Raw genomic sequence first — 25,877 nt, forward strand, 5'->3', positions numbered from 1 at the left:
CGACCCGGAGCAGCCGCAGACGGCCGCCAATCCGTGACACAATAACGATTTACCTGCGTACCTGCGAGGACTCATGGATACCCTGCTCGTCACCGGCGGCGCTGGCTTTATCGGCGCGAATTTCGTTCTCAAGGCTGTCGAGGACGGATTCAAGGTCATAAATCTCGACAAACTGACGTATGCGGGCAATCTTCGGACGCTAGAGTCAGTTGCGAACAGCCCGTCGCATTTGTTTGTTCAGGGCGACATCGGCGACCGAGCGCTTGTTACTTCGCTTTTGGCGGAGCACCGCCCATACGCTGTGGTCAATTTTGCCGCCGAAAGCCACGTCGACCGCTCTATTGACGGCCCTGCCCAGTTTATTGAAACCAATGTGGTCGGCACACTGGGCCTTCTGGAAGCCACCCGCGACTACTGGCGCGGCCTCGACGAAGCCGCTCAAGCGGCATTTCGTTTCCTACACGTGTCAACGGACGAAGTTTACGGGTCCTTGGGGGAAGAAGGTTTCTTCACAGAAACAACATCTTACGCGCCAAACTCACCTTATTCTGCTTCTAAGGCTGCATCCGACCATCTAGTGCGCGCGTTTCACCATACGTATGGCCTCCCTGTCCTAACAACCAACTGCTCCAACAACTACGGTCCGTACCAGTTCCCCGAGAAGCTCATTCCGCTCGTCATCCAGAAAGCGCTTGCCGGTGAGGCCCTGCCTGTCTACGGCGATGGCCTCAACGTCCGCGACTGGCTCTACGTCGAAGACCACTGCAGTGCGATCCGCCGCGTCCTCGACGCCGGCCGCATCGGTGAAACGTATAACGTCGGCGGCAACTCCGAGCGTGCCAATATCGTAGTCGTCAAAACTATCTGCGCGATGCTCGACGAGGTCGTCCCGCTGGCCGACGGCAAGCCGCACGAGGGCCTCATTACCTTTGTTCGGGACCGCCCGGGCCACGACCGGCGCTACGCCATCGACGCTAGCAAGCTGAAGAAAGAACTGGGCTGGACCCCGTCACACACTTTCGAATCGGGCATCCGTGCCACGGTACAGTGGTATCTGGATAACAAACCATGGGTCCAGGGCATCCTCGACGGCAGCTATCAGCTGGAGCGACTTGGCTCATGACGACGAAGGGCATCATTCTCGCTGGGGGCTCCGGCACGCGGCTTTATCCGATCACCAAGGCCGTCAGTAAACAGCTGTTGCCCGTGTACGACAAGCCAATGATCTACTACCCGCTAGCAACCCTGATGCTGGCCGGCATCAGGGACATTCTGGTGATCAACACGCCACACGAGCAGGAGCTCTTCCAGCGCTTGCTAGGCGACGGAAGCCAGTGGGGCATCAACATCACCTACGCCGTGCAGCCCTCCCCGGATGGCCTCGCCCAGGCGTTCATCATCGGCAAGGACTTCATCGGCAACGATCCGAGCTGCCTGGTCCTGGGCGACAACATCTTCTACGGTGTCGGCCTGACCGAGCGTATGAAGCGTGCGGCCTCCCGCGAAAGCGGTGCCACCGTGTTCGGCTACTTCGTGAAGGACCCGGAACGCTATGGCGTGGCCGAATTCGATGCGAACGGCAAGGTCATTGGGCTGGAAGAGAAGCCTGTCAAGCCCAAGTCGAGCTATGCCGTCACGGGTCTGTATTTCTACGACAACCGGGCGGTCGACTACGCGGCCAATCTCAAGCCGTCGCCGCGCGGCGAGCTGGAGATCACCGACCTCAATCGTTGCTACCTCGACGACCAGTCGCTGCACCTCGAGCAGCTCGGCCGTGGCTATGCGTGGCTGGACACGGGCACGCATGAGTCGTTGATGGAAGCTGGCGAATACATCCAGACGATCGAAAACCGCCAGGGCCTCAAGGTCTGCTGCCCGGAAGAGATCGCCTACGTCAACAAGTGGATCGACGCCGAGCAACTGCTCAGGCTCGCCGAGCCCCTCGCCAAGACCGGCTACGGCCAGTATCTCCAGAACCTGATCAAGCAAGGCTACGTCGGATGAAAATCGTCGAAACGGCCTTGCCGGGGTGCATCATTATCGAGCCGCAGGTTTTCGGAGATTCGCGCGGATTCTTTTATGAGAGCTTCAACCGTGCCAAGTTTCTCGATTCCGGCATAGATGTGACCTTTGTCCAGTCGAACGTATCGCGCTCCGCTCGTGGCGTTCTGCGTGGGCTTCACTATCAGTCGCCGCATCCCCAGGGCAAGCTGGTCAGCGTGCTCGAGGGCGAAGTCTATGACGTGGCCGTCGACATCCGTCGCGGCTCGCCCACGTTCGGCAAGTGGGCCGGCGTCATGCTCACGGCGGAGAACCATCGGCAATTCTGGATCCCGGAGGGCTTCGCGCACGGCTTTTGCGTCGTTTCCGAGCACGCCACCTTCTCCTACCAGTGCACCGACCTTTATAACGCGCAAGCCGACGGCGGCGTCCGCTGGGACGATCCCGCCATTGGCGTGGACTGGCCGATCTCGGAGCCGCTCCTTTCCGACAAGGACAGGAAGGCGCCGTTGCTGGCGGATATCGCCGAGGACCGCCTGCCGGAGTTCCGGCCGTGAAGATCCTGTTGCTCGGCGCCAACGGCCAGCTTGGCCAGACCTTCCTGAGTCAGGGCGGCCTCGCGAAGCGCGGCGAGCTCGCCGCCGCCTCGCGTGACGGCGTACTGACCGTCGCCGCGGCTCGCGGTGTCGTGGGTGACCTGGGTGACCTTAGCGCACTCGAAGCTCTGCTCGATGCGGAACGCCCTGATATCGTCGTCAATGCCGCCGCCTATACGGCAGTGGACAAAGCGGAGAGCGACGAAGCCAATGCGACGCGCGTCAACGGTGAAGCGCTCGGCGTCATCGGTCGCTGGGCCGCTCGTCAGGGCGCTCTGGTCGTCCACTATTCGACCGATTACGTGTTCGCCGGCGACGCGTCGACACCTTACGCGCCGAATGCGACAACGGGTCCGCAGGGCGCCTATGGCCGGAGCAAGCTTGCCGGTGAGGAGGCACTCCGTAACAGCGACGCGGCTCACCTCATCCTGCGTACGGCGTGGGTCTACTCGGCCGTGGGTAACAATTTCCTCCGCACCATGCTCCGACTTGGCGCGGACCGGGACGAACTGCGGGTTGTCGCCGACCAGAGCGGCACGCCGACGACGACCACGCTGATCGTCGAGGGCACGCTGGCCGCCATCGACCGGTATCTGGCGGCATCGGAGACCGGGCGCAGGGCGTTGACGGGCACGTACCACTTGACCGCGTCGGGCCAGACCACATGGCACGGGTTCGCCGACGCCATTTTCGAAGGCGCCGCTGCCAGGGGCCTGCTCGCGAAACGGCCAACCGTTCACGCGATCCCCAGCAGCGAGTTCCCTACGCCTGCGAAACGCCCGGCCTACTCGGTGCTGGACAACGCCAGTTTCGCCACCACCTTCGGATATCCCCTGGCCGACTGGCACGATGGGCTTAACGCGACGCTCGATCAGCTTTCGAACCAGTGAGGCAAGCATGTTGATTCCTCTTATCCTCAGCGGTGGTAGCGGCACGCGCCTGTGGCCGATCTCGCGCCGTAACCTGCCCAAGCAGTTCTTATCGCTGGCAGGCAAGGAAACGCTGTTTCAACAGACACTCCTGCGTGCGGCTGCGCTCCCCGATGCGGCCGCCCCGATTGTGGTCGCCAGCGACGAGCAGCGTTTCCTCGCTGCGGAGCAGCTGCAGGAACTGCGCATCGTCGATGCAAACATCCTGCTCGAGCCCGTGGCCCGCAACACGGCGCCCGCGATCGCGGTCGGCGCCCTCCAGGCCATCGAACGCGATCCGGACGCTCTTATCCTGGTCCTGCCCGCCGACCACCTGATCGGTGACACCGATGCCTTCACCAACTCGGTGGCTCGTGCACGATCCCTTGCCGAACAGGGCTGGCTGGTAACCTTCGGGATCCGGCCGGACCGCGCGGAAACCGGCTTCGGCTACATCCGTCGTGGCGACGGACTCGAAGGCGATACCTTCCGCGTTGCCGAGTTCGTCGAGAAGCCAAAGCTCGAAGTGGCCGAGGGCTATCTGGCCAGCGGAGAATACGACTGGAACTCGGGCATGTTCCTGTTTCAGGCGTCGCGCTATCTCGACGAGTTGCAGCAGCACGCTCCCGCCATGCTCGACGCAGCGAAGGCCGCCTTCGCCAGGGCCAACACCGACCTCGACTTCATTCGCCTGGATACAGAGGCATTCGCCGCCGCCCCCAGCGATTCCATCGACTATGCCGTCATGGAAAAGACCGCACGAGCGGCCGTCGTGCCGGTCGGCTGTGGGTGGAGCGATATCGGCTCATGGGACGCCTTATGGATGGCCGCCGATAAAGATGCTCACGGCAATCACTTCGAAGGCGACGTCATTGCGCTCGACACGAAGGGATCGCTCATTCGGTCGCATGATCGCCATCTGGTAGCGACGATCGGGCTTGAGGACGTCGTGGTGGTGACGACACCGGATGCGACGCTCGTCGCGCGCCGGGATGCTTCCCAGGACGTGAAGAAGATCGTCGAGCAACTGAAGGCTGCCGGTCGCAGCGAGCATGATCTTCACCGCGTGGTGCGTCGCCCCTGGGGAAGCTACGACTCACTGGAGTCGGGCGACCGTTTTCAGGTCAAACGCATTGTGGTCAAGCCCGGTGCCGCGCTCAGCCTGCAGATGCACCACCACCGTGCCGAGCACTGGATCGTGGTCAAGGGCGTTGCGGAAGTAACGTGCGACGATAAGGTATTCCTACTGGCGGAGAACCAGAGTACCTATCTGCCACTGGGCAGCCGCCACCGTCTGCGCAACCCCGGCAAAGTTCCGGTTGAGTTGATCGAAGTACAGTCGGGCGCCTATCTGGGCGAAGACGATATCGTCAGGTTCGACGACGTTTACGGTCGCGCCTGATACCGTCTCAATCGAAGTAAAGAAAGGGGGGCCGCGAGGCCCCTTTTTCATTGCCCGATCAACGACGAAATTTCCGCGGTGCGCGACCGCATAAGTGCAGCGTCGCCACGCGCCTCGACGTTCAGACGGAGCAACGGCTCGGTGTTCGACGACCGCAGATTGAACCGCCAGTCGCCGAAGTCGGCGCTGATGCCATCCACGCGATCGATGGCCGGCTGCATGTCGTCATAGAACGCCATGACGCGCGCGACCGTCTCGGGGGCATTCGCGACAACAAAGTTGATCTCGCCGCTGCAGGGATAGGCCGCCATGCGTTTTGCCAACATCTGGGCGAGACTGACGCCACTCCGGGACACCCGCTCCGCGACGAGCAACCACGGAATCATCCCCGAGTCGCAATAGGCGAACTCGCGAAAATAGTGATGGGCACTCATCTCACCGCCGTAGATCGCATCCTCGGCGCGCATACGCTCCTTGATGAAGGCATGGCCCGTCTTGCTCTCGATCGGCACGCCCCCTGCTTGCTTCACCATGTCGATGGTGTTCCAGGTCAAGCGGGGGTCGTGGATGATCTTTGCACCCGGATGTTTTTCCAGCAGCTGCGCCGCGAGCAACCCGACGATGTAATAGCCCTCGATAAAGGTGCCGTTGGCGTCGAACAGGAAGCATCGATCAAAGTCGCCGTCCCACGCGATACCGAAATCCGCCCCATGAGTCACCACCGCGTGCGCCGTCGCTTCGCGATTTTCCGGAAGCAGAGGATTGGGAATGCCGTTCGGGAACGTGCCGTCCGGTTCGTGGTTCACCCGGATGAACTCAAAAGGCAGGTGCGCATCGAGCAAGTCGATGATGCCTCCCGCGCCACCGTTACCCGCATTCACGACGATCTTCAACGGTGACAACGCCGCCGCGTCGATATAGCCGAGCAAATGAGCGATGTATGCGGACTTATCGTGGTCATGAACCACGGCACCGCGAGATGTGGCACCCTCGCCGAACGTGTTTTCCTCGACCATCCGCTCGATATCGCGCAGGCCCGTGTCGCCGCTGATGGGACGAGCACCCTCGCGAACCAGCTTCATCCCGTTGTAGTCGATCGGATTATGGCTCGCCGTCACCATGATCCCGCCGGCGACGTTGCGATGAAAGGTCTGGAAGTAGACCTCTTCCGTGCCACACAAGCCGATATCGATCGCGTCGCGCCCCTCGTCGTTCAGGCCACGAACAACGGCGGCGGCAAGCGTCGGGCTGTCCAGCCGGATGTCGTAACCGACCACAACCTGTCCGGGGCCCACGGTCCGGGCGAACGCGCGGCCAACCCGGTAGGCGACGTCCTCATTCAGCTCGTCGGGAACCCGACCGCGAATGTCGTAGGCTTTGAAGCACTTCATGAGGCATGTCCGGGAAGGATCGAGCCCCATTTTCACCGAGGACGCCGCTGGCCTCAAGGAATCGGGAATTAGGCGGGGGCGCGACCGTCGTTGAGCATCCACTCCAGCGTCGAGCGCAGAGGGATAATGCCGAGCGAGCCAATCAGTTCACGCAACAAACGGTTGTCCCCGGTCAGCCGAGCCACTTCATTCCCGCGTACGAAGGCGGGATTGACCTTCACTTCGATCTCGTAACCGGCCAGTTCCTGCATCATGGCGATGACCTCCAGCAGCGAGACCGACACGCCGGAGCACAGATTCACGGTCCGTCCTGCCGCGTTCGCGGAAAGCAATCGGACGTACGCGTCGGCGACGAAGCGGACGTCCTGGAAATCGCGCGCGACGTCGATATTGCCTAGCTCGATCAGTCGCTCACCGCGCCGGAAGTGATCGACGATTTTGGGAAGGAGGAAATTTTCCGACTGGCCCACACCCGTGTAATTGAATGGTCGCGCCAGGACGATAGGCAGTCGGTTCGTCCAGAGTTTCGCCATGTATTCCATAGCGAGCTTGCTGACCGCATAGTCATTGGCCGGCGCAGGCTCTACGGATTCGTCGAGCAACTCGACCGGATTGTTGCCATACACATTCGCACTACTGGCCAGCAGAACCGAGCGAGGTCGTTCCGGTAAGTACGCCAACGCCTCAAGCAGATGACGCGTACCGACCACGTTCGTGCGATAGATCGCATCGACATCACCGTGCGCGACAAAGGCGATCGCCGCCAGGTGGATCACGGCGTCCGGGCGAGCGAGTGCAACGGCGTTCTCGACACCGGCACGATCCAGCAGATCGACAGGTGACGATGAAAGCTGGTCCGGCGCCTCAGTCAGGGCCACGACTTCATGCCCGGTCTGGGTCAGGGCCGCCGTTACGTAGCGGCCGGTGAAGCCGGCATGACCGGTGACCAGTACCCGGAACGGCTGGAGGTCAGTACGAGGCGTCACGTTCGTTCCGACGCAGGTCGGCCTCAACCATCATGCGACACAGATCCTCGAGGGTCGTCTCGGCCTTCCAGCCAAGCTTATCGAATGCCTTGCCGGCATCACCGATCAGCATGTCGACCTCCGCCGGACGGTAGAACTTCGGATTGACCCGAACCAGCGTCTTTCCCGTCGCATGACAGGTGCCCGTCTCGCCCTCGTCCTTGCCGCTCCAGTCGATCTGGATACCGACGGCCGTGAATGCCAGGGTGACGAAGTCACGCACCGTCACCGTGCGATTGGTGGAGAGCACGAAGGTGTCCGGTTCGTCGGCCTGCAGCATGCGCCACATGCCCTCGACGTATTCTTTCGCGAAGCCCCAATCGCGCTGGGCATCGAGGTTACCCAGTTCCAGGACATCCAACTTGCCGAGTTTGATCTTCGCGACGGCGTCGGTGATCTTGCGCGTCACGAACTCACGCCCGCGCAACGGCGACTCGTGGTTGAACAGGATGCCGCTGGAACCAAAAATGCCGTACGACTCGCGGTAGTTCACCGTCATCCAGTGCGCGTAAAGCTTGGCCACGCCGTAAGGACTGCGCGGGTAAAACGGCGTGTCCTCGCGTTGAGGTACGGCCTGCACCTTGCCGAACATCTCCGACGTCGACGCCTGATAGAAGCGGATCTTCGGGTTGATGATGCGAATGGCTTCCAGCATGTGCAACGCACCGATGCCTGTGATCGCCGCCGTGGTGGCGGGTTGATCGAACGAAACACCCACGTAGCTCTGAGCTGCCAGGTTGTACACCTCCGTGGCACCGGTCTGCTGAAGCAGACGGATCGCGGAGCCGCCGTCGGTCAGGTCGAACTCGACCAGCTGGAGGTTCGGGTGATTCTGGATACCCAGTTCTTCAATACGCCAGAAATTGACCGAACTGGTGCGCCGGTAGGTGCCGTAGACGCGGTAGCCCTTGGCGAGCAGCAGCTCAGCCAGATAGGCGCCATCTTGTCCGGAGATACCAGTGATCAGTGCTGTCTTCATGGAGTCCAAGGTGGTAGATCGCAATAAGCGTAGGCACCGATGATCGCATCGATTGCCGTGGGGGCCAACGATCAGGCTAAGTGATCTTCCACGACGTGGCCGATCACCCTCGCCGGCGAGCCGACGACGATAGCCCCCGGCGCTACGTCACGCGTCACCACGGCACCAGCACCCACCATCGCCCGCTCGCCAATCTCAATGCCTGGCAGGATGGTTGCCCCACCCCCAATTGAAGCTCCTCGCCGCACGCGTGCCTGCGGGAAAGCATCCGGCCGCACCCGCGACCGCGGCATACGATCATTGGTAAAAGTGACATTCGGCCCGACGAAAACATCGTCCTCCAGCCGAACGCCGTCCCACAACTGCACGCCACTCTTCACTGTGACCCGGTCACCCACGACCACGTCGTTCTCAATGAAGCAATGCGAGCAGATGTTGCAGTCCTCGCCGATCTCTGCATGCGGCAGGATCACGACGAACTGCCAAACGCGGGTCCGGGCACCGATCTTCAGCGCCTGGACGTCAGCGGTCGCATGAATCAACGGCGCGTCACTCATTCCACGGTCACCGACTTGGCCAGGTTACGCGGCTGGTCCACATCCGTCCCGCGCATCACGGCCACGTGGTACGCAAGCAGCTGCATCGGAATCGTAAACACAGCCGGCGCGATCAGATCGCCACCGCCGTCGACGCGCACCGTCGCGATGTTCTCCTGCGAATCCTCGTCCAGCTCCGCACGCTCGTCGGCGAAAACGATCAGCTCGCCGCCGCGTGCACGAACTTCCTGAAGGTTGGACTTCAGCTTGTCCAGCAGCGGGCCATTCGGGGCTACGGCCACGATCGGCATATTCTCGTCGACCAGCGCCAGCGGGCCGTGCTTCAGCTCACCCGCCGGATAAGCCTCCGCGTGGATGTACGAGATTTCCTTTAGCTTGAGCGAGCCTTCGAGCGCCACGGGAAACTGTGCGCCGCGACCGAGGAACAGCGCATGCTGTTTCGCGACGAAGTGATCGGCGACCGTGATGATCTCCGCTTCGCTCTTCAGCGCGTTCTCGATATAGCGCGGCAGCGACTGCAACTCCTTGCAGTGCTCGAGGTACTTCGCGTTGTCGAGTCCACGACGACGACCGAGATCCAGCGCCAGCAGGGCGAATGCGGTCAGCTGCGTGGTAAAGGCCTTGGTCGAGGCGACGCCGATCTCCGGGCCCGCTCGTGTCATTAGACGCAGATCGGACTCGCGCACGACGGACGACTCGGGCACATTGCAGATGGCGAACGTCGCCAGGTAACCGCGACGACGCGACTCGCGCATGGCCGCCAGGGTATCGGCGGTTTCGCCCGACTGGGAGACGGCGACGAACAGCGTGTTCTCGGGCACGACCACATCGCGGTAGCGGTATTCGCTGGCCACTTCGACGACGACCGGGATCCGGGCGAATTCCTCGATCCAGTACTTGGCGACCATACCGGCGTGGTAGCTCGTACCGCAGGCCACGATATGGATGGCGCGCGTCTTGTCGAGGATCGGATCGGCGTCGATGCCGAAGATATTGGGCAACACGCCGTGCGGACCGATGCGCCCTTCGAGGGTGTCGGCCACGGCACGCGGCTGCTCGAAGATCTCCTTCTGCATGTAGTGGCGGTATTCGCCGCGCTCGACCGAGTCGGCACTGATCTCGCTCTCGTGCGCGGTACGGTCGACACGCTTGCCGTCGAGATCGAACACCTCGACGGTTTCACGGGTGATCTCGACGACGTCGTCTTCCTCGAGGTACATCATGCGGTTGGTGACCTTGATCAGCGCCTGCGCGTCCGACCCGAGGAAGTGCTCGCCGATGCCGATGCCGACCAGCAGCGGGCAGCCGCGACGGGCACCGACGATACGCTCGGGCTCGTCCAGACTCATCACCGCGATGGCGTACGCACCTTCGAGTTCGCGCACGGCGGCGGTAACCGCTTCGCGCAGCGGCTTACCCGCCTGCACGTGCTCGTCGATGACCGCGCCCATCACTTCCGTGTCGGTCTCGGAGTGGAAGGTACGACCCTTCGCTTTCAGACCCTCACGCAGCGACGCGTAGTTCTCGATGATGCCGTTGTGCACGATGGCGATCCGGCCCTGTACGTGCGGATGCGCGTTCTTTTCGCTGGGCACGCCGTGCGTGGCCCAGCGGGTATGCGCGATACCGGTGCCGCCCGGGACGGGATCGGCGTCGTACAGCGCTTCCATCTCGCGAACCTTGCCCTTCGCACGCACCCGGCGAATCTCGCCGGCGTCCGCGATGGCCATGCCCGCGGAATCGTAGCCGCGATACTCGAGGGCTTTGAGGCCCGCGATCAGAATGGGTGCGATATCACGCTGGGCGACAGCGGCGACGATTCCACACATGGTTCAGAATCCTTATCAGTTAACTTTGCGGCGCAGGTAATTGAGCAGGTCGATCCGGGTGATCAGACCGAGGAACTGGTCGCCGTCGACGACGATGGCCACGTGACCCTTCTCGAACACGGGCAAGAGTGCCTCGATCGGCTCCCGGACCTGGAGCATTTCCGGCGAAGCGATCATCGCGGTGGACACGGGGTCGCGGAACTTCGCCTCGTCGGCATGCACGTGAAGCAGCACGTCCGATTCGTCGAGGATGCCGACAATACGGTCGCCTTCCATCACGGGAAGCTGCGAGACGTCGTAGAGCTTCATGCGGTTATAGGCGGTCACGAGCATGTCGTCCGGCTTGATCACGACCGTATCGCGCTGGGCATACGGACGCAGGATCAGATCGCGCAGGTCGTTGTAGCGCTCGCGTTCCAGGAAGCCGTTGTCCAGCATCCAGTAGTCGTTGTACATCTTCGACAGGTATTTGTTGCCGGTATCGCAGACCAGCGTGACCACGCGCTTGGGCGTGGTCTGTTCGCGGCAGTATTTCAGCGCGGCGGCGAGCAGCGTGCCGGTGGAGGAGCCGCCGAGGACACCCTCCTTCGCCAGCAGTTCGCGCGCGGCCAGGAAGCTTTCCTTGTCGGTGATGGCGAATGCCTTCTCGACGAGCGAGAAGTCGCTGATCGATGGCAGGAAATCTTCACCGATGCCTTCGACCATCCAGCTGCCGGACTTCTCCGAGAGGGTACCCTCGTTGATGTACTCGGCGAGGATCGAGCCCACCGGATCCGCGAGGATGATCCGCGTGTTCGGCGAGTGCTCTTTCAGGTAGGCGGTCAGGCCGCTCATGGTGCCGGACGAGCCACAGCCAACCACGATGGCGTCGACCTTGCCGTCCATCTGCGCGAGGATTTCCGGCCCCGTCGTCTGCACGTGCGCGAGCGGGTTGTCCGGGTTGCCGAACTGGTTGATGAAGTACGCACCCGGGGTTTCGCGCGCGATGCGCTCCGCCATGTCCTGGTAGTACTCCGGATGTCCCTTGGCGACATCCGAACGGGTCAGCACCACTTCCGCACCCATCGCCTTGAGGTTGAAGATCTTTTCCCGGCTCATCTTGTCCGGCACGACCAGCACGAGCCGGTAGCCCTTCTGTTGGGCGACCAGCGCCAGGCCGAGACCAGTATTACCGGCGGTACCTTCCACGAGGGTGTCGCCCGGCTTGATCTTGCCGGCGCGCTCGGCGCCTTCGATCATCGACATGCCGATACGGTCCTTGACGGATCCGCCCGGGTTGGCGCTCTCGAGCTTGAGAAAGAGCTCGCACGGGCCCGCGTCCAGGCGCTGGGCGCGCACCATCGGGGTATGACCGATCAGGTCGAGGACGCTGTCATGAACACTCATTGAAACTCCAATCGTCTGGAACGGCGCGGCCCCTGCGACCTCGCCCTATGGGCGCACATCATAAAGGGTGTGCCCGTGAACGGATGCCCGGCTGATTGGCGGAGGCGAAAGGGGGTAGGCGGGGTCGCGCGCGGGGCGCGCTCCTACAGATGCAAAACGGGCACCTTTCGGCGCCCGTCGGTCAATTAATGAACTGATTATGGGTGGTCAGTGTGGCGACTGTTGCCAGCTATCCCACATTCGTTGGAGCTTTTCCTTCGCCTGCAGCTTTTCCCTCTTGAGGCCCACAAGGCTTGCGTCGTCGATAGGCAGACAGCCGATATTGGCGTCATGCAACTTGGTATCGAGTTCCTGGTGGCGATAGAAGAGACGACGGGTTTCCGCACTGGCGTGGATGAACTTCTCGACGTCGTCACGCTGCTGGTTTTCGAACATTGCAAACTCCTCGCGGTGGGATCGGCCCGATGCGCGGGCCGGTCGTGAGGGGAGCCATGCGGGCTAGTTCTTCGCATGCTCCGGCAGGACCGGCACCCTGAATTTTCGGGTGCCGGGAGACCGAAGCTACTCCGCTAGCCATACGCCTGCAAGAGCGATATTTCTCAGTTGCCGTCGGTTTTCTTGCTCTTTTTCGGTGCAGGCGTGGAGGCTGGCGCCCCACCGTCGGACGAGTTCATATCGCGCATGGCGCGCGCGGCAGCCTCGGCCAGCGCGGCCTGCTTCTTGGCGGCGTTAGCCACCTTGGCCTGTGCCGCGGCGACCTGTTTGGCCTTGTCGCCTTCAGCCTTGGCCTGCTCCAGCGCCTGGGCGTAGTCGACGCCCTGCTGCTGAAGCCGGGCGGCCTCTTCCTGGATCATCTGGTTCTGGGCACGCTGCTGCTCGAGCTGGCGACGGGCCATCTCGGCGTCGAGCCGACTGGCCTCCAGCAGGATGGCGTCATGCTCGCGGTCCAGCTGGGCGCTCTTGGCCTGGGCATCCTGGTACTGGGCCATCGCCTTGGCGATGTCCACCCGGCGCTCGGCGACATACAGCAAATGGCCGTGCTCCTTGTCCTTGGGACGGAACTGGGCCATCTGGCTGATCGCTTCGCGGGCGCGAGCCTGTTCAGCCTGGGCGTAATTGCCCAACACGGGGTCCGACGACAGCTGGTCCAGGCTCGAATTGAGACGGCGGATGTCCAGGTCGTCCGTGGCGGCCATGACACTGCCCGTGGCAAGCGCAAGGGCCAGCGCGGAGGTAAGGAGGGTCGAACGCTTCATCACTGGCCTCCCTGGTTGGTGGACGGCTGGATCTGGTTGCCCGAATTGTCATTCAGGGGCTGGGTCTGACCACCGACCGGCGGCTGCGTGCTGTCCGTCGGCTCGGGCAGGACCGATTCGGTTTCCTGCACGTTGGTCGGGATGGGCACCGTGTCGTTGGCATGGTTGTCGATCATCTCGACGCGCATGCGGGAGTTTTCCTGGCTCTTGGCGGTGTTCTGGGCGCGGGCGGCTCCCAGACGGGCCTTGGCCCGGGCCAGTTCGCTGTCGGCACGCGACTCGTCGGCGAGCACCGCCGCCTCGTCGTACTTGCGGCTGGCCATCGCGGCCTGCGCCTGACGGAATTTTGCCTGCGCATAATCGAGATCGACCGGCGCATAATCGGCCGCTCCGGCGTCTCTGGCAGCCTGCAGCTGGGCCAGTGCCTGGTTCATCGAGCCGTCGGGTGGGGGGGCGCTGGCACAGCCGGCGAGCGTAGCGATACCAAGGCCCAGGGCGGCCTGAGCAATGAGCCGGCGGCCCTTGGAAAGGGCTTTCGACGGCAAGTTGTGCACCATCACTCGTTCCTCGTACAGGTTTGCGAGATATTGTCGATATATATAACGGTCAGGCTATGACCTCGACTCGATTGTAATGAACGTCCGGGGGTTTAGGTGGATATCGGTTATTTCCTTAAGCTGATGGTGGACAAGGGCGCGTCGGATATGTTCCTGACGACCGGCGCCCCTGTGAACATCAAGGTGGAAGGCAAGCTGTACCCGTTGGGAAATACCGGCCTGCCGAGCGGCATGGTCAAGAAGATCGCCTATTCGCTCATGGACGAGGGTCAGGTACCGCAGTTCGAGCGCGATCTCGAGCTGAACATGGCCCTGGCCGTGAAGGAGGCCGGCCGCTTCCGTATCAACGTGTTCAAGCAGCGCGGCGAGATCGGCATGGTCATCCGTGCCATCAAGAGCGAGATCCCCTCGCTGGAAGAGCTGCAGCTGCCGACGATTTTCCGCGATCTGATCATGGAGCCACGCGGCCTGATCCTGGTCGTGGGCGCTACCGGCTCGGGCAAGTCCACCACCCTGGCGGCCATGCTCGACCACCGCAACAGCAACAGCTCGGGCCATATCCTCACCATCGAGGACCCGATCGAGTACCTGCACCGGCACAAGCGGTCCATCGTCAACCAGCGTGAGGTGGGACTGGATACCCACAGCTATCACGAGGCGCTGAAGAACGCGATGCGCGAGGCCCCGGACGTCATCATGATCGGTGAGATCCGCGACACCGAGACGATGGAGGCCGCCATCTCGTTCTCCGAGACCGGTCACCTGTGCCTGGCCACCCTGCACTCGAACAACGCCGACCAGACCCTGGAGCGCATCCTCAACTTCTTCGGCGAGTCGGCGCACAAGAACGTGCTGATGAACCTGGCCCTCAACCTGCGCGCGGTGATCAGCCAGCGCCTGGTGATCGGCAAGGACGGCCGCCGCATGCCGGCGACCGAGGTGCTGCTCAACACCCCGCTGATCCGCGACATGATCCGCCGCGGCCAGATCCACGAGGTGAAGGACGCCATGGACCGCAGCCTGCAGGAAGGCATGCAGACCTTCGACCAGTCGCTCTACCGCCTGTACAAGGACGGCAAGATCACGCTCGAGGAGTGCCTGAACAAGGCGGATTCGCGCGATGGCCTGGCACTGAAGATTCGTCTGTCGGAAGGTGCGACGGGCAATGAGTTTGCTTCCAGCGATCCCTACGGAATCGGGGTCTGACACCACCCACTAATGTAGGAGCGCGCCCCGCGCGCGACAGCGGCAGGGCGGGGGTTGCAGAGTTACCGCCTCTTCGCTTCGTTGGCTTTTCGCGCGCGGGGCGCGCTCCTACACGGTTCTGAGGTCAGGCTGGAGCGTCTGGCTGAACTTCTGGCGCCGCCCGCTGGAACGCCTCGAGCGCCTGGCATGCCTCCACTACTCGCCGGATCGTCGGATACGGCGCCAGATCCACCCCCCAGCGCAACGCGTTGTAGAACTGCGGGACGAGACAGCAATCGGCCAGCGTCGGCGTATCGCCATAGCTGAACGTTCCGGCCGCACCCTCGGCGAGCAGGGCCTCGATGCCGTCGAAACCGTGCTGGATCCAGCGCCGCGACCACCCCTCTTTCGCCGCCTGATCGGCCCCGAATTCCGTCTCGATCGCTTTCAGGACCCGCAGATTGCCCAGCGGGTGGATATCCGTGCCCACCGCCTGCATCAGCTCGCGGACTTTCGCCCTGCCCTGCGCATCCGCGGGCATCAGGGCCCGATCCGGCCGGGTCTCGTCGAGGTATTCCAGGATCGCCATCGACTGGCGAATGACGCGGTCGCCGTCGACCAGCGTGGGTAGCTGGGCCTGCGGGGAGACTTCGCGGTAGTCGGCCTTCAGATGTTCGCCGCCCTCGTTGACCAGATGCACGGGGCGCGCTTCGTAGTCCAGGCCTTTGAGGTTGAGGGCGATGCGGACGCGGTAGGCGGCGCTGGAGCGCCAATACGTGTAAAGGGTGAGGGACATGAGGGGCTTCCTTGGCGGGGAATTCCCGATTCTAGCGCTGGGACCGGGGCAAGCCTTGCCGCGCTGCCGCGCGGGTCGCCAGCGGGGCTGGCTCCTACAGGGCTACGGCAGACCTGTAGGAGCCAGCCCCGCTGGCGACCTGTAACAGCCAGCCCTGCTGGCGACACGGATTTGCGCCACCCCATCAAGGACGCGGACAATGGCGAATTCTCCTTCCCCTAGCTGGAGCCTCACCGTGCCCGTCATCCGCATGCAAGACCTCGACCTCAAAGGCAAGCGAGTCCTGATCCGTGAAGATCTGAACGTGCCTGTCGAGAACGGCAAGATCACGTCCACCCAGCGCCTCGATGCCTCCCTGCCCACCATCGTCGCCGCGCGCGACGCTGGCGCGAAGGTGATGGTGATCTCGCACCTTGGCCGGCCGAAGGAAGGCGAATTCGACGAAGCTTCCTCGCTGAAGCCGGTGGCTGAGTGGCTCGGCGAAAAGCTCGGCAAAGACGTACGCCTGGTACGCGACTATCTCGACGGCGTCGACGTGGCCGATGGCGAGGTGGTCGTACTCGAGAACTGCCGCATGAATGTCGGCGAAGGCAAGGACGATGAGGCCCTGTCGAAGAAGTACGCCGCCCTGTGCGACATCTTCGTCATGGATGCCTTCGGCACCGCGCACCGCGCGCAGGCCTCCACGCACGGCGTGATCCGTTTCGCTCCCGTCGCCGCCGCGGGTCCGCTGCTGGCGAAGGAACTGGATGCGCTGGGCAAGGCGCTGGAAAACCCGCAGAAGCCGCTGCTCGCCATCGTCGCCGGATCCAAGGTGTCGACCAAGCTCGAGTTGCTGCAGAACCTCGTCGGTCGCGTCGAGCAGCTGATCGTCGGCGGCGGCATCGCCAACACGTTCATCCTCGCCTCCGGCCACAAGGTCGGCAAGTCGCTGGTCGAAGCGGACCTGCTCGACACCGCGAAAAAGATCATGGCGGATGCCAGGGCACGTGGCGCCGACGTGCCAGTGCCGACCGACGTGGTGGTCGCCACCGAGTTCTCGGCTACGGCGAAGGCCACGGTCAAGGCGGTGGATCAGGTCGCCGACGACGAGATGATCCTCGATATCGGCCCGGATACTGCGAAGCGCTATGCGGATCTGATCGCCAAGGCCGGTACGGTCGTCTGGAATGGCCCGGTCGGCGTGTTCGAGTTCGATGCGTTCGGCAAGGGCACGGAAACGCTGGCGCGTGCCATCGCTTCGTCGAAGGCCTTCTCGATCGCCGGTGGCGGCGACACCCTGGCGGCCGTCGACAAGTACGGTATCGAAGACGGCGTGTCGTACATCTCGACGGGTGGCGGCGCCTTCCTCGAATTCCTCGAAGGCAAGGAGCTGCCGGCCGTGGCCGCGCTCAAGGCTCGTGCGGATTCGAAGTAATGCTGATTCTCTTCGACCTGGACGGCACCCTCATCAACTCGGAGATCGGCATCTTCGCCGGCGTTCGCCATTCGCTGGCGACCGTCGGCGCGGACGTGCCTGACGACACCGTGCTGCGCTCATGGATCGGTCCACCACTTCGGGTCAGCTTCGGTGAGCTCCTGAATGGTGACAGCGAACGCGTCGAGCAAGCCGTCGCGGCTTACTCGCAGCGCTTCCACGATGTCGGCTGGTCCGAGCACACCGTGTACCCGGGCATCGCCGACCTGATCTCCGCGCTGGCGGGCGCCGGCCACAAGCTGGCGGTCGTCACCAGCAAGGTGCGTCCGCATGCGGAGCCGATCATCGCCCACCTGCCCTTCGGCGATGCGTTCGATGCGCTCTATGCGCCCGATCCGTCGACGTCGAAGAGCGAGAAAGCCGAGATGATCGCCGCGGCGATCGCGGACTTCGGGCACATCGTGGACGACGTGATCATGATCGGCGATCGCCACTTCGACATCGACGGCGCGGTCGCCAACGGTGTTCGTGGCATCGGCGTCCTCTGGGGCTTCGGCGATCGCGAGGAACTGGATAAGGCCGGGGCCTGGAAGGTGGTTGAAACACCGGCTGAAATCGCAACACTGGTGGGTGCCACCGTTCCCGGCTGAGGCCTGAATGGACGACCGGGCGGCCATGCCGATGGTCACTGGGTGCCCCGCGACGATGCGCTTATCGTGGGGACACCCAGCTGGCACCACTCCCTTCCGCCAAGGTATCGCACCGCATGCGCGTCGTTGCTTCCGCCGTCATTCTGTCCCTCGTCTTCGCTCAAGCCAGCGCAGCTTCCGACGGCCCACAGCCGGTACCGCTCCCCCCGCCGATTCCTGTCGCACGCGATGTGCCTTTCAACGGGCAGATAACGCTGGATGTCGACGCCTCCAACCTGAGCCAGCGCATCTACCGCGTCCGGGAGTCGATCCCGGTACAGGCAGCGGGACCCATGGTCCTCCTGTACCCGCAATGGGAAACCGCAAGCCATGCCCCCACGGCGTCGGTAGCGGGCCTCACAGGCTTGACCGTCGTATCGAACGGCCGGCCCCTGAAATGGGAACGCGATACTGTCAACATGTTCGCCTTCCATGTGGACGTTCCGGCCGACGCGAAAGCGCTCGACGTGTCGTTCCAGTACCTGTCGCCCTTCAGTCTTCGCCAGGGCGCCGTTGTCATGACAGCGTCCACGGTCACGGTACCCTGGCAAAACGTTGTGCTTTACCCGGCAGGGTGGTTCACGCGCAATATCCCTGTAAGTGCACGAGTTACCTTGCCAAATGGCTTCGCCTCCGCCACGGCGCTGGAGAGCAGCCCGGGCGATGCAACACGGTTTCGCACCAACTCACTGGAGACACTGGTCGACTCGCCCGTCTACGCGTCGCGCCACGTCGGGCGTTATGCGCTAGCGCGCAAAGGCGAAGCGCCGGTCACCCTGAATGTGTTTGCCAATGACGAGCGCAGGATCGCCATCAAACCAGCCCATCTCGACGCGCTTCGGGCGATGGTGCAGCAGGCAGGCAAGGTGTTCCCGACGCGGCATTACCGACACTACGATTTCCTGCTGGCGCTGGACGACGCGCTACCCGGCCCCGGCGGCAGCGAGCAGGCACAGTCCAGCACCGACACCTTGCCGCCCGACTTTTTTGCCGGCGACGAGCGCGACCTCATCAATGCCGATCTGCTGGCGCATGAGTTCGTCCATTCGTGGAACGGGCGTTATCGCCAGCCTGCCGATCTTTGGACAGCTGACTTCAACACGCCCGTACGGGGGAGTCTGCTCTGGGTCTACGAAGGCCAGACCGAGTTCTGGGGGCGCGTGCTGGCGGCGCGATCCGGACTGCGGACGAAACAGGAAACGCTGGATGCTCTCGCGGTGGGCGCGGCGCAAGTGCTCGCTCAGAAGGGACGCACCTGGAAGTCGCTGCAGGACAGTACCAACGACGCGATAATCACGGCCGGGGGCCAATCAACGTCGTGGCGCGACTGGCAGCGACGCGAAGACTATTACGGGGAAGGCGTCTTTTTGTGGCTGGCTGTTGACGCAGAGATTCGTGAACGCACTCACGACGCGAAAAGTATCGACGACTTTGCCCGCGAGTTCTTTGCTGGCGGTGCGGTAGGCGACACAGTGACAAAAACCTATACCTTCGACGACGTGTGCACCGCTTTGCGCCGCGTCGCGCCCAACGACTGGGCGACGTTTCTGCGGAAACGGCTCGACACCCACGACCCAGCCGACACACTCGACGGCATCGAGCGGGAGGGTTATCGGCTGGTCTTCGATGGCAACCCCACTTACTACGCCAAGGCGAGTGAAGCAGACAGCGACGTACAGGATTTCTCGAGTGCGGTCGGCATGACTCTGGGCAAGGACGGAATGATCCGAAGTGTCGCGTGGGATGGGCCGGCTTTCGATGCCGGCGTGGCACCTGGCATGCGGGTGGAAAGTGTGGATGGAAGACCTTACTCGGCAGACGCCCTGCGCTCTCTTCTGACCGTTGCCGCGCCTCAGCGTCTGACCCTCGGCCTGAGCGCCAACGACGCAAAATCCAGCGTTAAGATCCAGCCGACAGGGCCATTGCGCTATCCCCACCTCCAGCGGATTGGGGGCACGCCGGATCGATTGGCGAACCTGCTCACACCCCTCCACTGAGCATGGGCACTTTCGCTATCGACCCGGCTGAACTATCTTCCGCATAACGGCCCCGCGTCCAAGGAAGAATCATGCGTTTGTCGAACTATCTGCTCATCATGCTCGTCGCCTCGGCTGGTCCCGCGGTCGGCATGGCTTCTGAGAGCACATCAGTAGCCGGCCCGAGCCTCAACCTCACACCCCCCGCAACGCAGGTGGTATTCGTACCTTCACCATCGCTACTGGTCGCGAAACCGACTTCATCGTCCTCGTATCCTTCGCCGTATCATGAGGCCATCGGTACGGCTTTCGCCAATCGGCCCCGCTACAGCGCAACGACGCGCTGGGTCACGACTGCGGTGATCACCGCGCTCGCCGCCACAGGGAATATTACCGGCGCTGTTCCCGGCAATCAGAGCGATCCCATCAAGCGAGCCGATCAGCCACCGACGATGAGCGACAGTTCTTTCGGCTCGTTCGGCGCCTTCAGCGGCGGCATAGGCGGCGTGCACTAATCGTTCTAGGAGTGGACGCTGAAAGCAGGCGTGTTCAGATCACCTAGAATTAAGCGCCACGCCAGACAAACGCCGCTTCAATGAGAGCCATCGCCGACGACCTGGAGCGTCGTTACAGGGTCTCCGCCTCACGAATATCGAATTTGGTACGCCCTTCGCCCTAACCTGCCTGTCCACACTGGCGTCCACGCAGGTCCGGCGGGGCAGTGTGGGCGTCGCGAGATCCTCACACAGCACCAGACCATCGGCATGTACCACGCGAAGCTGGCGTGGAGTGCCCGAGAAGCGGACGACAGGATCACAGGGCGCGAAAGCGCCCGGTCCCCGAACTCAGTTATCGCCAAACAAATCGCGCGTATAAACCTTGTCCGCAACATCGGAAAGCGCCTCAGCCATCCGGTTACTGATGATCACATCAGCTTCCTTCTTGAACTTCGGCAAATCGTTGACGACTCGGGAATGGAAAAACTCTTTCGACTCGAGTACGGGCTCATAGACGATGACTTCCACGCCTTTGGCCTTGATGCGTTTCATGATGCCCTGGATGCTCGACGAGCGGAAATTATCCGATCCGCTCTTCATGATCAGGCGATAGATACCCACCACCTTCGGCCTGCGCCGCAGAATATCGTCAGCGATAAAGTCCTTACGCGTCGTGTTCGACTCGACAATGGCCTTGATCAGTGTCTGCGGCACGCTCTGATAGTTCGCCAGCAGCTGCTTGGTATCCTTGGGCAGGCAGTAGCCGCCATAGCCGAACGATGGATTGTTATAGCCGGCGCCAATGCGAGGATCCAGGCAGATGCCTTCAATGATGTGTCGGCTGTCCAGGCCGTGCGTCACGGCATACGTATCGAGTTCGTTGAAGTACGAAACGCGCATGGCGAGGTAGGTGTTGGCGAACAGCTTGATCGCCTCAGCCTCGGTCGAATCGGTAAAGAGGACGGGGATATCCTTTTTCTCCGCGCCACGCTGCAGCAGCTCGGCAAAGGCCTTCGCCTCCGGCGAGTGATCCCCCACGATGATTCGCGATGGGTGCAGGTTGTCGTACAACGCCTTGCCTTCGCGCAGGAACTCCGGCGAGAAGATGATGTTCTCGACGCCGAAACGTTCGCGCAGCTTGCGCGTATAGCCCACCGGAATGGTCGACTTGATGATCATCGTCGCCTTCGGGTTGATCTCCAGGATCTGCCCGATCACCGTCTCGATGGAGCCGGTATTGAAATAGTTGGTCTGGGGGTCGTAGTCGGTCGGTGTCGCGATGATGACGAACGAGGCATTTTCGTAGGCGTCCCGTGGATCCAGGGTTGCACGGAAATTCAGTCCGTCACTGGCCAGAGCCGAGACCAGTTCGGCGTCCACGATCGGCGAGCGGCGCTCGTTGAGCATCTTCACCTTGCTCTCGACGATATCCAGCGCGACGACTTCGGCGATCTTCGAAAGCAGAACGCCATTCGACAGTCCGACATAACCTGTGCCGACAACAGCAATCTTCATAGTCATGTTTACTCTAGGGCCTCCTCAAACGAACGGGCCCGGGTCCGGTGCGATACCGGACCCGGGCCCCTGGGTCGCCAGCTTTACAGACAAGAACGCGACTTACTTGACGACACTCTTGACCGCATCGACCACAGCCGTGGTCGTGATGCCGAAGTGCTCATACAGCTTGTCGATCGGGCCCGAAGCGCCGAAGGTCGTCATGCCGACCGCCGTGCCGTCGAGGCCGACGTACTTGCTCCAGAAATCGACGCTGGCGGCTTCCACCGCCACGCGGGCGCGGCACCACGACGGCAGGACGCCTTCGCGGTATTCGGCCGGCTGCGCGTCGAATTCCTCGGTGCAGGGCATGGAGACGACGCGGACCGGGATGCCCTGGTCGCCGAGTGCCTGTGCGGCTTCGACGGCCATACCGACTTCGGAGCCCGTGGCGATGATGATCGCCTTGAACTTCTCGGCCGATTCCCAGAGGACGTAGCCGCCCTTGGCGATGTTGGCGACCTGCTCTTCCGTGCGCGGATTATGCTTGAGGTTCTGACGCGAGAAGATCAGGCACGACGGGTTGCCCGTGCGCTCGATCGCCTTCTGCCAGGACACGGCCGACTCGACAGCATCGGCCGGGCGCCACACGCGGTTGTTCGGGATCAGGCGCAGCGAACCGAGGTGTTCCACCGGCTGATGGGTCGGACCGTCTTCGCCCAGACCGATCGAGTCATGCGTGTATACGTGGATCGCGTGAGCCGGGATCAGGCAGGACATGCGCACCGCGTTGCGGGCGTAGTCGGAGAAGACCAGGAACGTGGCGTCGTACGGCACGAAGCCACCGTGCAGCGCGATGCCGTTGGAGATCGCCGACATGCCGAACTCGCGCACGCCATAGTGGATGTAGTTGCCTTCGGCACCGCCGTCGGCGATGTTCTTGGAACCCTTCCAGATGGTGAGATTCGACGGAGCCAGATCCGCGGAGCCACCGATCAGCTCGGGAAGCAGCGGACCGAACGCATCGAGCGCCATCTGCGATGCCTTGCGCGAAGCCACGACCGGACCTTCGGCCTGCAGCTTGGCGATATAAGCGTCGGAATCCTTCTTCCAGTTGCCCGGCAGCTCGCCCGAGGTGCGACGCTTGAACTCGGCGGCGAGTTCCGGGAAAGCCTTCGCATACGCGTCGAACTTTTCGTTCCAGGCCTGCTCGCTCTGTGCGCCCTTTTCCTTTGCCGACCACGAATCGTAGACAGCCTGCGGGATTTCGAACGGACCGTAGTTCCAGCCCAGGCGCTCGCGCGTGAGTTTGATTTCGTCCGCACCCAGAGCGGCACCGTGCGAGGATTCCTTGCCTTCCTTGTTCGGCGAACCGAAGCCGATGATCGTCTTGCAGATGATCAACGAGGGCTTTTCGCTCTGGCTGGTGGCCGAGGCGATGGCTTTCTTGATGGCGTCGCCGTCGTGGCCGTCGACCGGCTTGTCGTCGTCACCGACCACGACGTTCCAGCCGTAGGCGCGGAAGCGCTCGGCCGTGTTGTCGGTGAACCAGTCGTGGACTTCGCCGTCGATCGAGATGCCGTTGTCGTCGTAGATCGCGACAAGCTTGCCGAGCTTGAGCGTACCGGCGAGCGATGACACTTCGTGCGAGATGCCTTCCATCAGGCAGCCGTCACCGACGAACACGAAGGTGTGGTGGTCGACGATGTCATGGCCGGGGCGGTTGAAGCGCGCGGCGAGGACTTCCTCGGCGATCGCGAAACCGACCGCGTTAGCCAGACCCTGGCCGAGTGGGCCGGTGGTGGTCTCGACGCCCGGGGTGTGGTGGTACTCAGGGTGGCCGGCCGTGCGATAGCCCAGTTGGCGGAAGTGCTTGAGGTCTTCGATGCCGAGGTCATAGCCCGTCAGGTGCAGCAGGGCGTACTGGAGCATCGAGCCGTGACCGTTCGACAGAACGAAGCGGTCGCGATTGGGCCAGTGCGGGTTCGTCGGGTTGTGATGAAGGAAATCTCCCCACAGAACCTCGGCGATGTCGGCCATGCCCATGGGCATGCCCGGATGACCGGAATTGGCGGCTTGGACACCATCCATGGCCAGGGCGCGGATCGCGTTTGCGCGTTCGCGGCGTGTCGTCATCGGCATTCTCCAGTTAGCAGGCTGCGGAAAAACCACGATTGTCGCGCATCCGGCATGAGCTTGTCGTGGATGTTCATGCCGCGGCAGGGAAGTTAACCAAGCCTTAATCTTTTAGTTCTGCTTTTTGAATCTCTTCAGGTACGAGGGCCTCTAATCGTACAAGGCCAGCATCACTCCCCCTTCCCCCTGAGTGTTGGCCGCCCCGAAAATAAGAGGAACAGTCCCATGAAAAAGGCAGCCCTTGCCCTTGCAGTCTCTTGCGCCTCGTTTGCGGCCATTCCGGCCTTCGCACAGGATTCCAACCCGGCAGTGACCGGCAACTATCAGCCCAGCCAGGCCGTCGGTAGCGGCAACTGGTTCATCGGCGCCCAGGTCGGCCGCACCAACGGCAGCGACAATGGCGGCTTCGGTGACGGCAACAACGGCGGTTTCAATTTCCTCAAGGGAAACAAGGATCGTCGCACCGGCTACGGTCTGCTCGGCGGCTATCGCTGGAAGGTCGGCCCGGATCTCGGCCTCGGCCTTGAAGCCGGCTATGCCGATCTCGGCAACTACCGCGTCAAGAACGTCTTCGAGAACGGCCAGGACGTCGATCAGAAGGGCACGCGCAACGCGCTGCGCGGCTGGATGGTCGGTGTGAACGGTAAGGTCAACCTGGTTCAGGGCTGGTACCTCAGCGCGCATGGCGGCTACTTCCGCGCCAACGACAACAACCAGAACTACAACAACAGCGTTAGCCAGGATCTCGGCTTCTCCAACGGCGGCAAGGCCGACCGTGGCAGCTGGTACGGCGGTGTCGGCACCGGTTGGGATATCAACGAGCACTTCAGCGTTGGCGCCAACTACGACTACTTCCACGCTGACGCGGGCAAGGTCAAGAACAACGCTACCGGCGAAATCTCGCGCGGCATCAAGCGCTCGACCGGTATCGTCTCGCTGGCGGGTGAATACCGCTTCTAAGCGACACGTTCGCCACGTAACAACGTTTTACGCTCAAACCTTTAAGCCGCGACGCCACCCCGTCGCGGCTTAAATTTTTATTAATACTGCACTGACCGGTATTGAATCTCGAAGGCCTGGCCTTATCTAATTTTTCACGCGAGGCACCCCGGCCCCGCGCCGTTGTCGGTGGCATTCCCCCATGGCCGTCGCAGCGAACAAGAAGAAAAGCAGGAGAGATCCACCATGAAGAAGACCCTCATCGCGCTCGCCCTCGTCGCCGCCGGTTCCGTTGCGGCTCCGGCCTTTGCGCAAGACGCCAACGGCGCTGGCTGGTTCGTCAACGGCAACGTCGGTCGCACCTCCGTGGACAAGGGCCGTTATGACGGCCACGACACCGGTTACGCGGTCAACGGCGGCTACCGCTGGGCAGTGAGCCCGTGGGCTGCCCTGGGCGTCGAGGCCGGTTACAACGACCTGGGCAACATCCACGCTAAGAATGTCTTCAACAGCGATCGCGTCGTTGATCGTCGCAAGTCCGAGCTGCACGGCTGGACCGCCGGCGTGAATGGCCACTTCAATATTGATCCGAAGTGGTACATCAGTGGCCGTGCCGGTATCTACTCGTGGAAGGGCCACGGCACCAGCAACGACGACATCAACCGCCACGATCTGGACAAGACCAGCTGGTATGCGGGTGCGGGCGTAGGCTATGACTTCAACAGGAACTGGAGCATGGGCATCAACTACGACCACTACGATGCCAAGAAGGACGGTCTGGATCTGTCGACCAACATGACGTCGGTGTCGGCGGAATATCGCTTCTAAGCACGCCGCGAAACGGGAAATAAAAAAAGGCGC

Annotated in this window: 23 protein-coding genes and 1 pseudogene; 12 read left to right on the forward strand and 12 right to left on the reverse strand. The window is 62.5% G+C overall.

Annotated features, from left to right (window positions below; translation table 11 throughout):
• Window positions 1–73 precede the first annotated feature (73 nt).
• The 5 genes from rfbB to BLT40_RS13940 are packed head-to-tail and all read left to right on the forward strand — an operon-like array spanning window position 74 to window position 4,907.
• Complete coding sequence (gene rfbB / locus BLT40_RS13920; protein ID WP_090354129.1) at window positions 74–1,123, forward strand: dTDP-glucose 4,6-dehydratase; 1,050 nt, start codon at window positions 74–76, stop codon at window positions 1,121–1,123.
• The gene (rfbA, locus tag BLT40_RS13925) at window positions 1,120–2,004 is read left to right on the forward strand and encodes a glucose-1-phosphate thymidylyltransferase RfbA (RefSeq protein WP_090354132.1); all 885 of its coding nucleotides are present in this window, start codon (window positions 1,120–1,122) and stop codon (window positions 2,002–2,004) included. Before rfbB ends, rfbA begins: the two co-directional genes overlap by 4 nt.
• Entirely contained in the window at window positions 2,001–2,558 is a 558-nt protein-coding gene (rfbC, locus tag BLT40_RS13930) for a dTDP-4-dehydrorhamnose 3,5-epimerase (RefSeq protein WP_090354135.1), read from the forward strand. The genes rfbA and rfbC overlap by 4 nt, the downstream gene beginning before the upstream one ends.
• Window positions 2,555–3,487 (forward strand): dTDP-4-dehydrorhamnose reductase, encoded by a 933-nt coding sequence (rfbD, locus tag BLT40_RS13935; protein WP_090354138.1) that lies wholly within the window; start codon window positions 2,555–2,557, stop codon window positions 3,485–3,487. The genes rfbC and rfbD overlap by 4 nt, the downstream gene beginning before the upstream one ends.
• Before the next feature lie 7 nt (window positions 3,488–3,494).
• Window positions 3,495–4,907 (forward strand): mannose-1-phosphate guanylyltransferase/mannose-6-phosphate isomerase, encoded by a 1,413-nt coding sequence (locus BLT40_RS13940; protein ID WP_090354141.1) that lies wholly within the window; start codon window positions 3,495–3,497, stop codon window positions 4,905–4,907.
• 47 nt (window positions 4,908–4,954) lie between these two features.
• Here BLT40_RS13940 and BLT40_RS13945 read toward each other — a convergent pair whose 3' ends face one another.
• The 9 genes and pseudogenes from BLT40_RS13945 to BLT40_RS13985 form a co-directional block, all read right to left on the reverse strand.
• On the reverse strand, window positions 4,955–6,298 hold the full coding sequence (locus BLT40_RS13945) for a phosphohexomutase domain-containing protein (RefSeq protein WP_090354144.1): 1,344 nt from the start codon (window positions 6,296–6,298) through the stop codon (window positions 4,955–4,957).
• A 68-nt stretch (window positions 6,299–6,366) separates the two neighbouring features.
• The gene (locus tag BLT40_RS13950) at window positions 6,367–7,284 is read right to left on the reverse strand and encodes an NAD-dependent epimerase/dehydratase family protein (RefSeq protein ID WP_090354147.1); all 918 of its coding nucleotides are present in this window, start codon (window positions 7,282–7,284) and stop codon (window positions 6,367–6,369) included.
• On the reverse strand, window positions 7,268–8,302 hold the full coding sequence (gmd, locus tag BLT40_RS13955) for a GDP-mannose 4,6-dehydratase (RefSeq protein WP_176809184.1): 1,035 nt from the start codon (window positions 8,300–8,302) through the stop codon (window positions 7,268–7,270). The genes BLT40_RS13950 and gmd overlap by 17 nt, the downstream gene beginning before the upstream one ends.
• 95 nt (window positions 8,303–8,397) lie before the next feature.
• A pseudogene (locus tag BLT40_RS13960) lies at window positions 8,398–8,859 on the reverse strand (acyltransferase); the annotation flags it as partial.
• Window positions 8,856–10,688 carry a glutamine--fructose-6-phosphate transaminase (isomerizing) gene (glmS, locus tag BLT40_RS13965; protein WP_090354156.1) on the reverse strand — a complete coding sequence of 611 codons (1,833 nt, stop codon included), beginning with the start codon at window positions 10,686–10,688 and terminating at the stop codon, window positions 8,856–8,858. The gene glmS and the pseudogene BLT40_RS13960, both read right to left, overlap by 4 nt.
• A gap of 15 nt (window positions 10,689–10,703) precedes the next feature.
• Window positions 10,704–12,074 carry a pyridoxal-phosphate dependent enzyme gene (locus BLT40_RS13970; protein WP_036115776.1) on the reverse strand — a complete coding sequence of 457 codons (1,371 nt, stop codon included), beginning with the start codon at window positions 12,072–12,074 and terminating at the stop codon, window positions 10,704–10,706.
• A gap of 207 nt (window positions 12,075–12,281) precedes the next feature.
• Window positions 12,282–12,509 carry a YdcH family protein gene (locus BLT40_RS13975; RefSeq protein ID WP_079522847.1) on the reverse strand — a complete coding sequence of 76 codons (228 nt, stop codon included), beginning with the start codon at window positions 12,507–12,509 and terminating at the stop codon, window positions 12,282–12,284.
• 164 nt (window positions 12,510–12,673) lie between these two features.
• A complete protein-coding gene (locus BLT40_RS13980; RefSeq protein ID WP_090354158.1) occupies window positions 12,674–13,330 on the reverse strand; it encodes a DUF4398 domain-containing protein in 657 nt (218 codons plus the stop codon).
• A complete protein-coding gene (locus BLT40_RS13985) occupies window positions 13,330–13,887 on the reverse strand; it encodes a DUF4398 domain-containing protein (protein ID WP_090354161.1) in 558 nt (185 codons plus the stop codon). The genes BLT40_RS13980 and BLT40_RS13985 overlap by 1 nt, the downstream gene beginning before the upstream one ends.
• Window positions 13,888–13,983: 96 nt before the next feature.
• On the opposite strand from BLT40_RS13985, the gene BLT40_RS13990 reads away from it, so the two are divergent.
• Window positions 13,984–15,093: a PilT/PilU family type 4a pilus ATPase gene (locus BLT40_RS13990; RefSeq protein ID WP_036115787.1), complete on the forward strand. Its 1,110-nt coding sequence runs from the start codon at window positions 13,984–13,986 to the stop codon at window positions 15,091–15,093.
• Between the two features lie 124 nt (window positions 15,094–15,217).
• Here BLT40_RS13990 and maiA read toward each other — a convergent pair whose 3' ends face one another.
• Complete coding sequence (maiA, locus tag BLT40_RS13995; RefSeq protein WP_090354164.1) at window positions 15,218–15,868, reverse strand: maleylacetoacetate isomerase; 651 nt, start codon at window positions 15,866–15,868, stop codon at window positions 15,218–15,220.
• A 235-nt stretch (window positions 15,869–16,103) separates the two neighbouring features.
• On the opposite strand from maiA, the gene BLT40_RS14000 reads away from it, so the two are divergent.
• From BLT40_RS14000 to BLT40_RS14015, 4 genes are all read left to right on the forward strand, one after another.
• Complete coding sequence (locus BLT40_RS14000; RefSeq protein WP_090354166.1) at window positions 16,104–17,285, forward strand: phosphoglycerate kinase; 1,182 nt, start codon at window positions 16,104–16,106, stop codon at window positions 17,283–17,285.
• Window positions 17,285–17,935, forward strand: a complete 651-nt coding sequence (locus BLT40_RS14005) for an HAD hydrolase-like protein (RefSeq protein ID WP_090354169.1) — start codon at window positions 17,285–17,287, stop codon at window positions 17,933–17,935. Before BLT40_RS14000 ends, BLT40_RS14005 begins: the two co-directional genes overlap by 1 nt.
• 116 nt (window positions 17,936–18,051) lie before the next feature.
• Window positions 18,052–19,971 carry a M61 family metallopeptidase gene (locus BLT40_RS14010; RefSeq protein WP_090354173.1) on the forward strand — a complete coding sequence of 640 codons (1,920 nt, stop codon included), beginning with the start codon at window positions 18,052–18,054 and terminating at the stop codon, window positions 19,969–19,971.
• Window positions 19,972–20,042: 71 nt separating this feature from the next.
• Window positions 20,043–20,465: a hypothetical protein gene (locus BLT40_RS14015; RefSeq protein ID WP_090354175.1), complete on the forward strand. Its 423-nt coding sequence runs from the start codon at window positions 20,043–20,045 to the stop codon at window positions 20,463–20,465.
• 330 nt (window positions 20,466–20,795) lie between these two features.
• On the opposite strand, the gene BLT40_RS14020 is transcribed toward BLT40_RS14015, so the two are convergent.
• Entirely contained in the window at window positions 20,796–21,962 is a 1,167-nt protein-coding gene (locus BLT40_RS14020) for a nucleotide sugar dehydrogenase (RefSeq protein WP_090354178.1), read from the reverse strand.
• Window positions 21,963–22,064: 102 nt separating this feature from the next.
• Window positions 22,065–24,077 carry a transketolase gene (gene tkt / locus BLT40_RS14025; RefSeq protein ID WP_090354180.1) on the reverse strand — a complete coding sequence of 671 codons (2,013 nt, stop codon included), beginning with the start codon at window positions 24,075–24,077 and terminating at the stop codon, window positions 22,065–22,067.
• Between the two features lie 225 nt (window positions 24,078–24,302).
• Here tkt and BLT40_RS14030 point away from each other — a divergent pair, with 225 nt between their 5' ends.
• On the forward strand, window positions 24,303–25,037 hold the full coding sequence (locus BLT40_RS14030) for an outer membrane protein (RefSeq protein WP_090354183.1): 735 nt from the start codon (window positions 24,303–24,305) through the stop codon (window positions 25,035–25,037).
• 225 nt (window positions 25,038–25,262) lie between these two features.
• A complete protein-coding gene (locus tag BLT40_RS14035; RefSeq protein WP_036115822.1) occupies window positions 25,263–25,844 on the forward strand; it encodes a porin family protein in 582 nt (193 codons plus the stop codon).
• The last annotated feature ends 33 nt before the right edge of the window (window positions 25,845–25,877 follow it).

The sequence above is a fragment of the Dyella sp. 333MFSha genome (assembly GCF_900102405.1).
Lineage (GTDB): Bacteria > Pseudomonadota > Gammaproteobacteria > Xanthomonadales > Rhodanobacteraceae > Luteibacter > Luteibacter mycovicinus.

Bases quoted from the DNA above. Each gene is read 5' to 3' on its own strand.
- rfbB (WP_090354129.1), top strand. From the start codon at position 74: ATGGATACCCTGCTCGTCACCGGCGGCGCTGGCTTTATCGGCGCGAAT.
- rfbA (WP_090354132.1), top strand. From the start codon at position 1,120: ATGACGACGAAGGGCATCATTCTCGCTGGGGGCTCCGGCACGCGGCTT.
- rfbC (WP_090354135.1), top strand. From the start codon at position 2,001: ATGAAAATCGTCGAAACGGCCTTGCCGGGGTGCATCATTATCGAGCCG.
- BLT40_RS13940 (WP_090354141.1), top strand. From the start codon at position 3,495: ATGTTGATTCCTCTTATCCTCAGCGGTGGTAGCGGCACGCGCCTGTGG.
- BLT40_RS13945 (WP_090354144.1), bottom strand. From the start codon at position 6,298: ATGAAGTGCTTCAAAGCCTACGACATTCGCGGTCGGGTTCCCGACGAG.
- gmd (WP_176809184.1), bottom strand. From the start codon at position 8,302: ATGAAGACAGCACTGATCACTGGTATCTCCGGACAAGATGGCGCCTAT.
- glmS (WP_090354156.1), bottom strand. From the start codon at position 10,688: ATGTGTGGAATCGTCGCCGCTGTCGCCCAGCGTGATATCGCACCCATT.
- BLT40_RS13970 (WP_036115776.1), bottom strand. From the start codon at position 12,074: ATGAGTGTTCATGACAGCGTCCTCGACCTGATCGGTCATACCCCGATG.
- BLT40_RS13975 (WP_079522847.1), bottom strand. From the start codon at position 12,509: ATGTTCGAAAACCAGCAGCGTGACGACGTCGAGAAGTTCATCCACGCC.
- BLT40_RS13980 (WP_090354158.1), bottom strand. From the start codon at position 13,330: ATGAAGCGTTCGACCCTCCTTACCTCCGCGCTGGCCCTTGCGCTTGCC.
- BLT40_RS13985 (WP_090354161.1), bottom strand. From the start codon at position 13,887: ATGGTGCACAACTTGCCGTCGAAAGCCCTTTCCAAGGGCCGCCGGCTC.
- maiA (WP_090354164.1), bottom strand. From the start codon at position 15,868: ATGTCCCTCACCCTTTACACGTATTGGCGCTCCAGCGCCGCCTACCGC.
- BLT40_RS14005 (WP_090354169.1), top strand. From the start codon at position 17,285: ATGCTGATTCTCTTCGACCTGGACGGCACCCTCATCAACTCGGAGATC.
- BLT40_RS14010 (WP_090354173.1), top strand. From the start codon at position 18,052: ATGCGCGTCGTTGCTTCCGCCGTCATTCTGTCCCTCGTCTTCGCTCAA.
- BLT40_RS14015 (WP_090354175.1), top strand. From the start codon at position 20,043: ATGCGTTTGTCGAACTATCTGCTCATCATGCTCGTCGCCTCGGCTGGT.
- BLT40_RS14020 (WP_090354178.1), bottom strand. From the start codon at position 21,962: ATGAAGATTGCTGTTGTCGGCACAGGTTATGTCGGACTGTCGAATGGC.
- tkt (WP_090354180.1), bottom strand. From the start codon at position 24,077: ATGACGACACGCCGCGAACGCGCAAACGCGATCCGCGCCCTGGCCATG.
- BLT40_RS14030 (WP_090354183.1), top strand. From the start codon at position 24,303: ATGAAAAAGGCAGCCCTTGCCCTTGCAGTCTCTTGCGCCTCGTTTGCG.
- BLT40_RS14035 (WP_036115822.1), top strand. From the start codon at position 25,263: ATGAAGAAGACCCTCATCGCGCTCGCCCTCGTCGCCGCCGGTTCCGTT.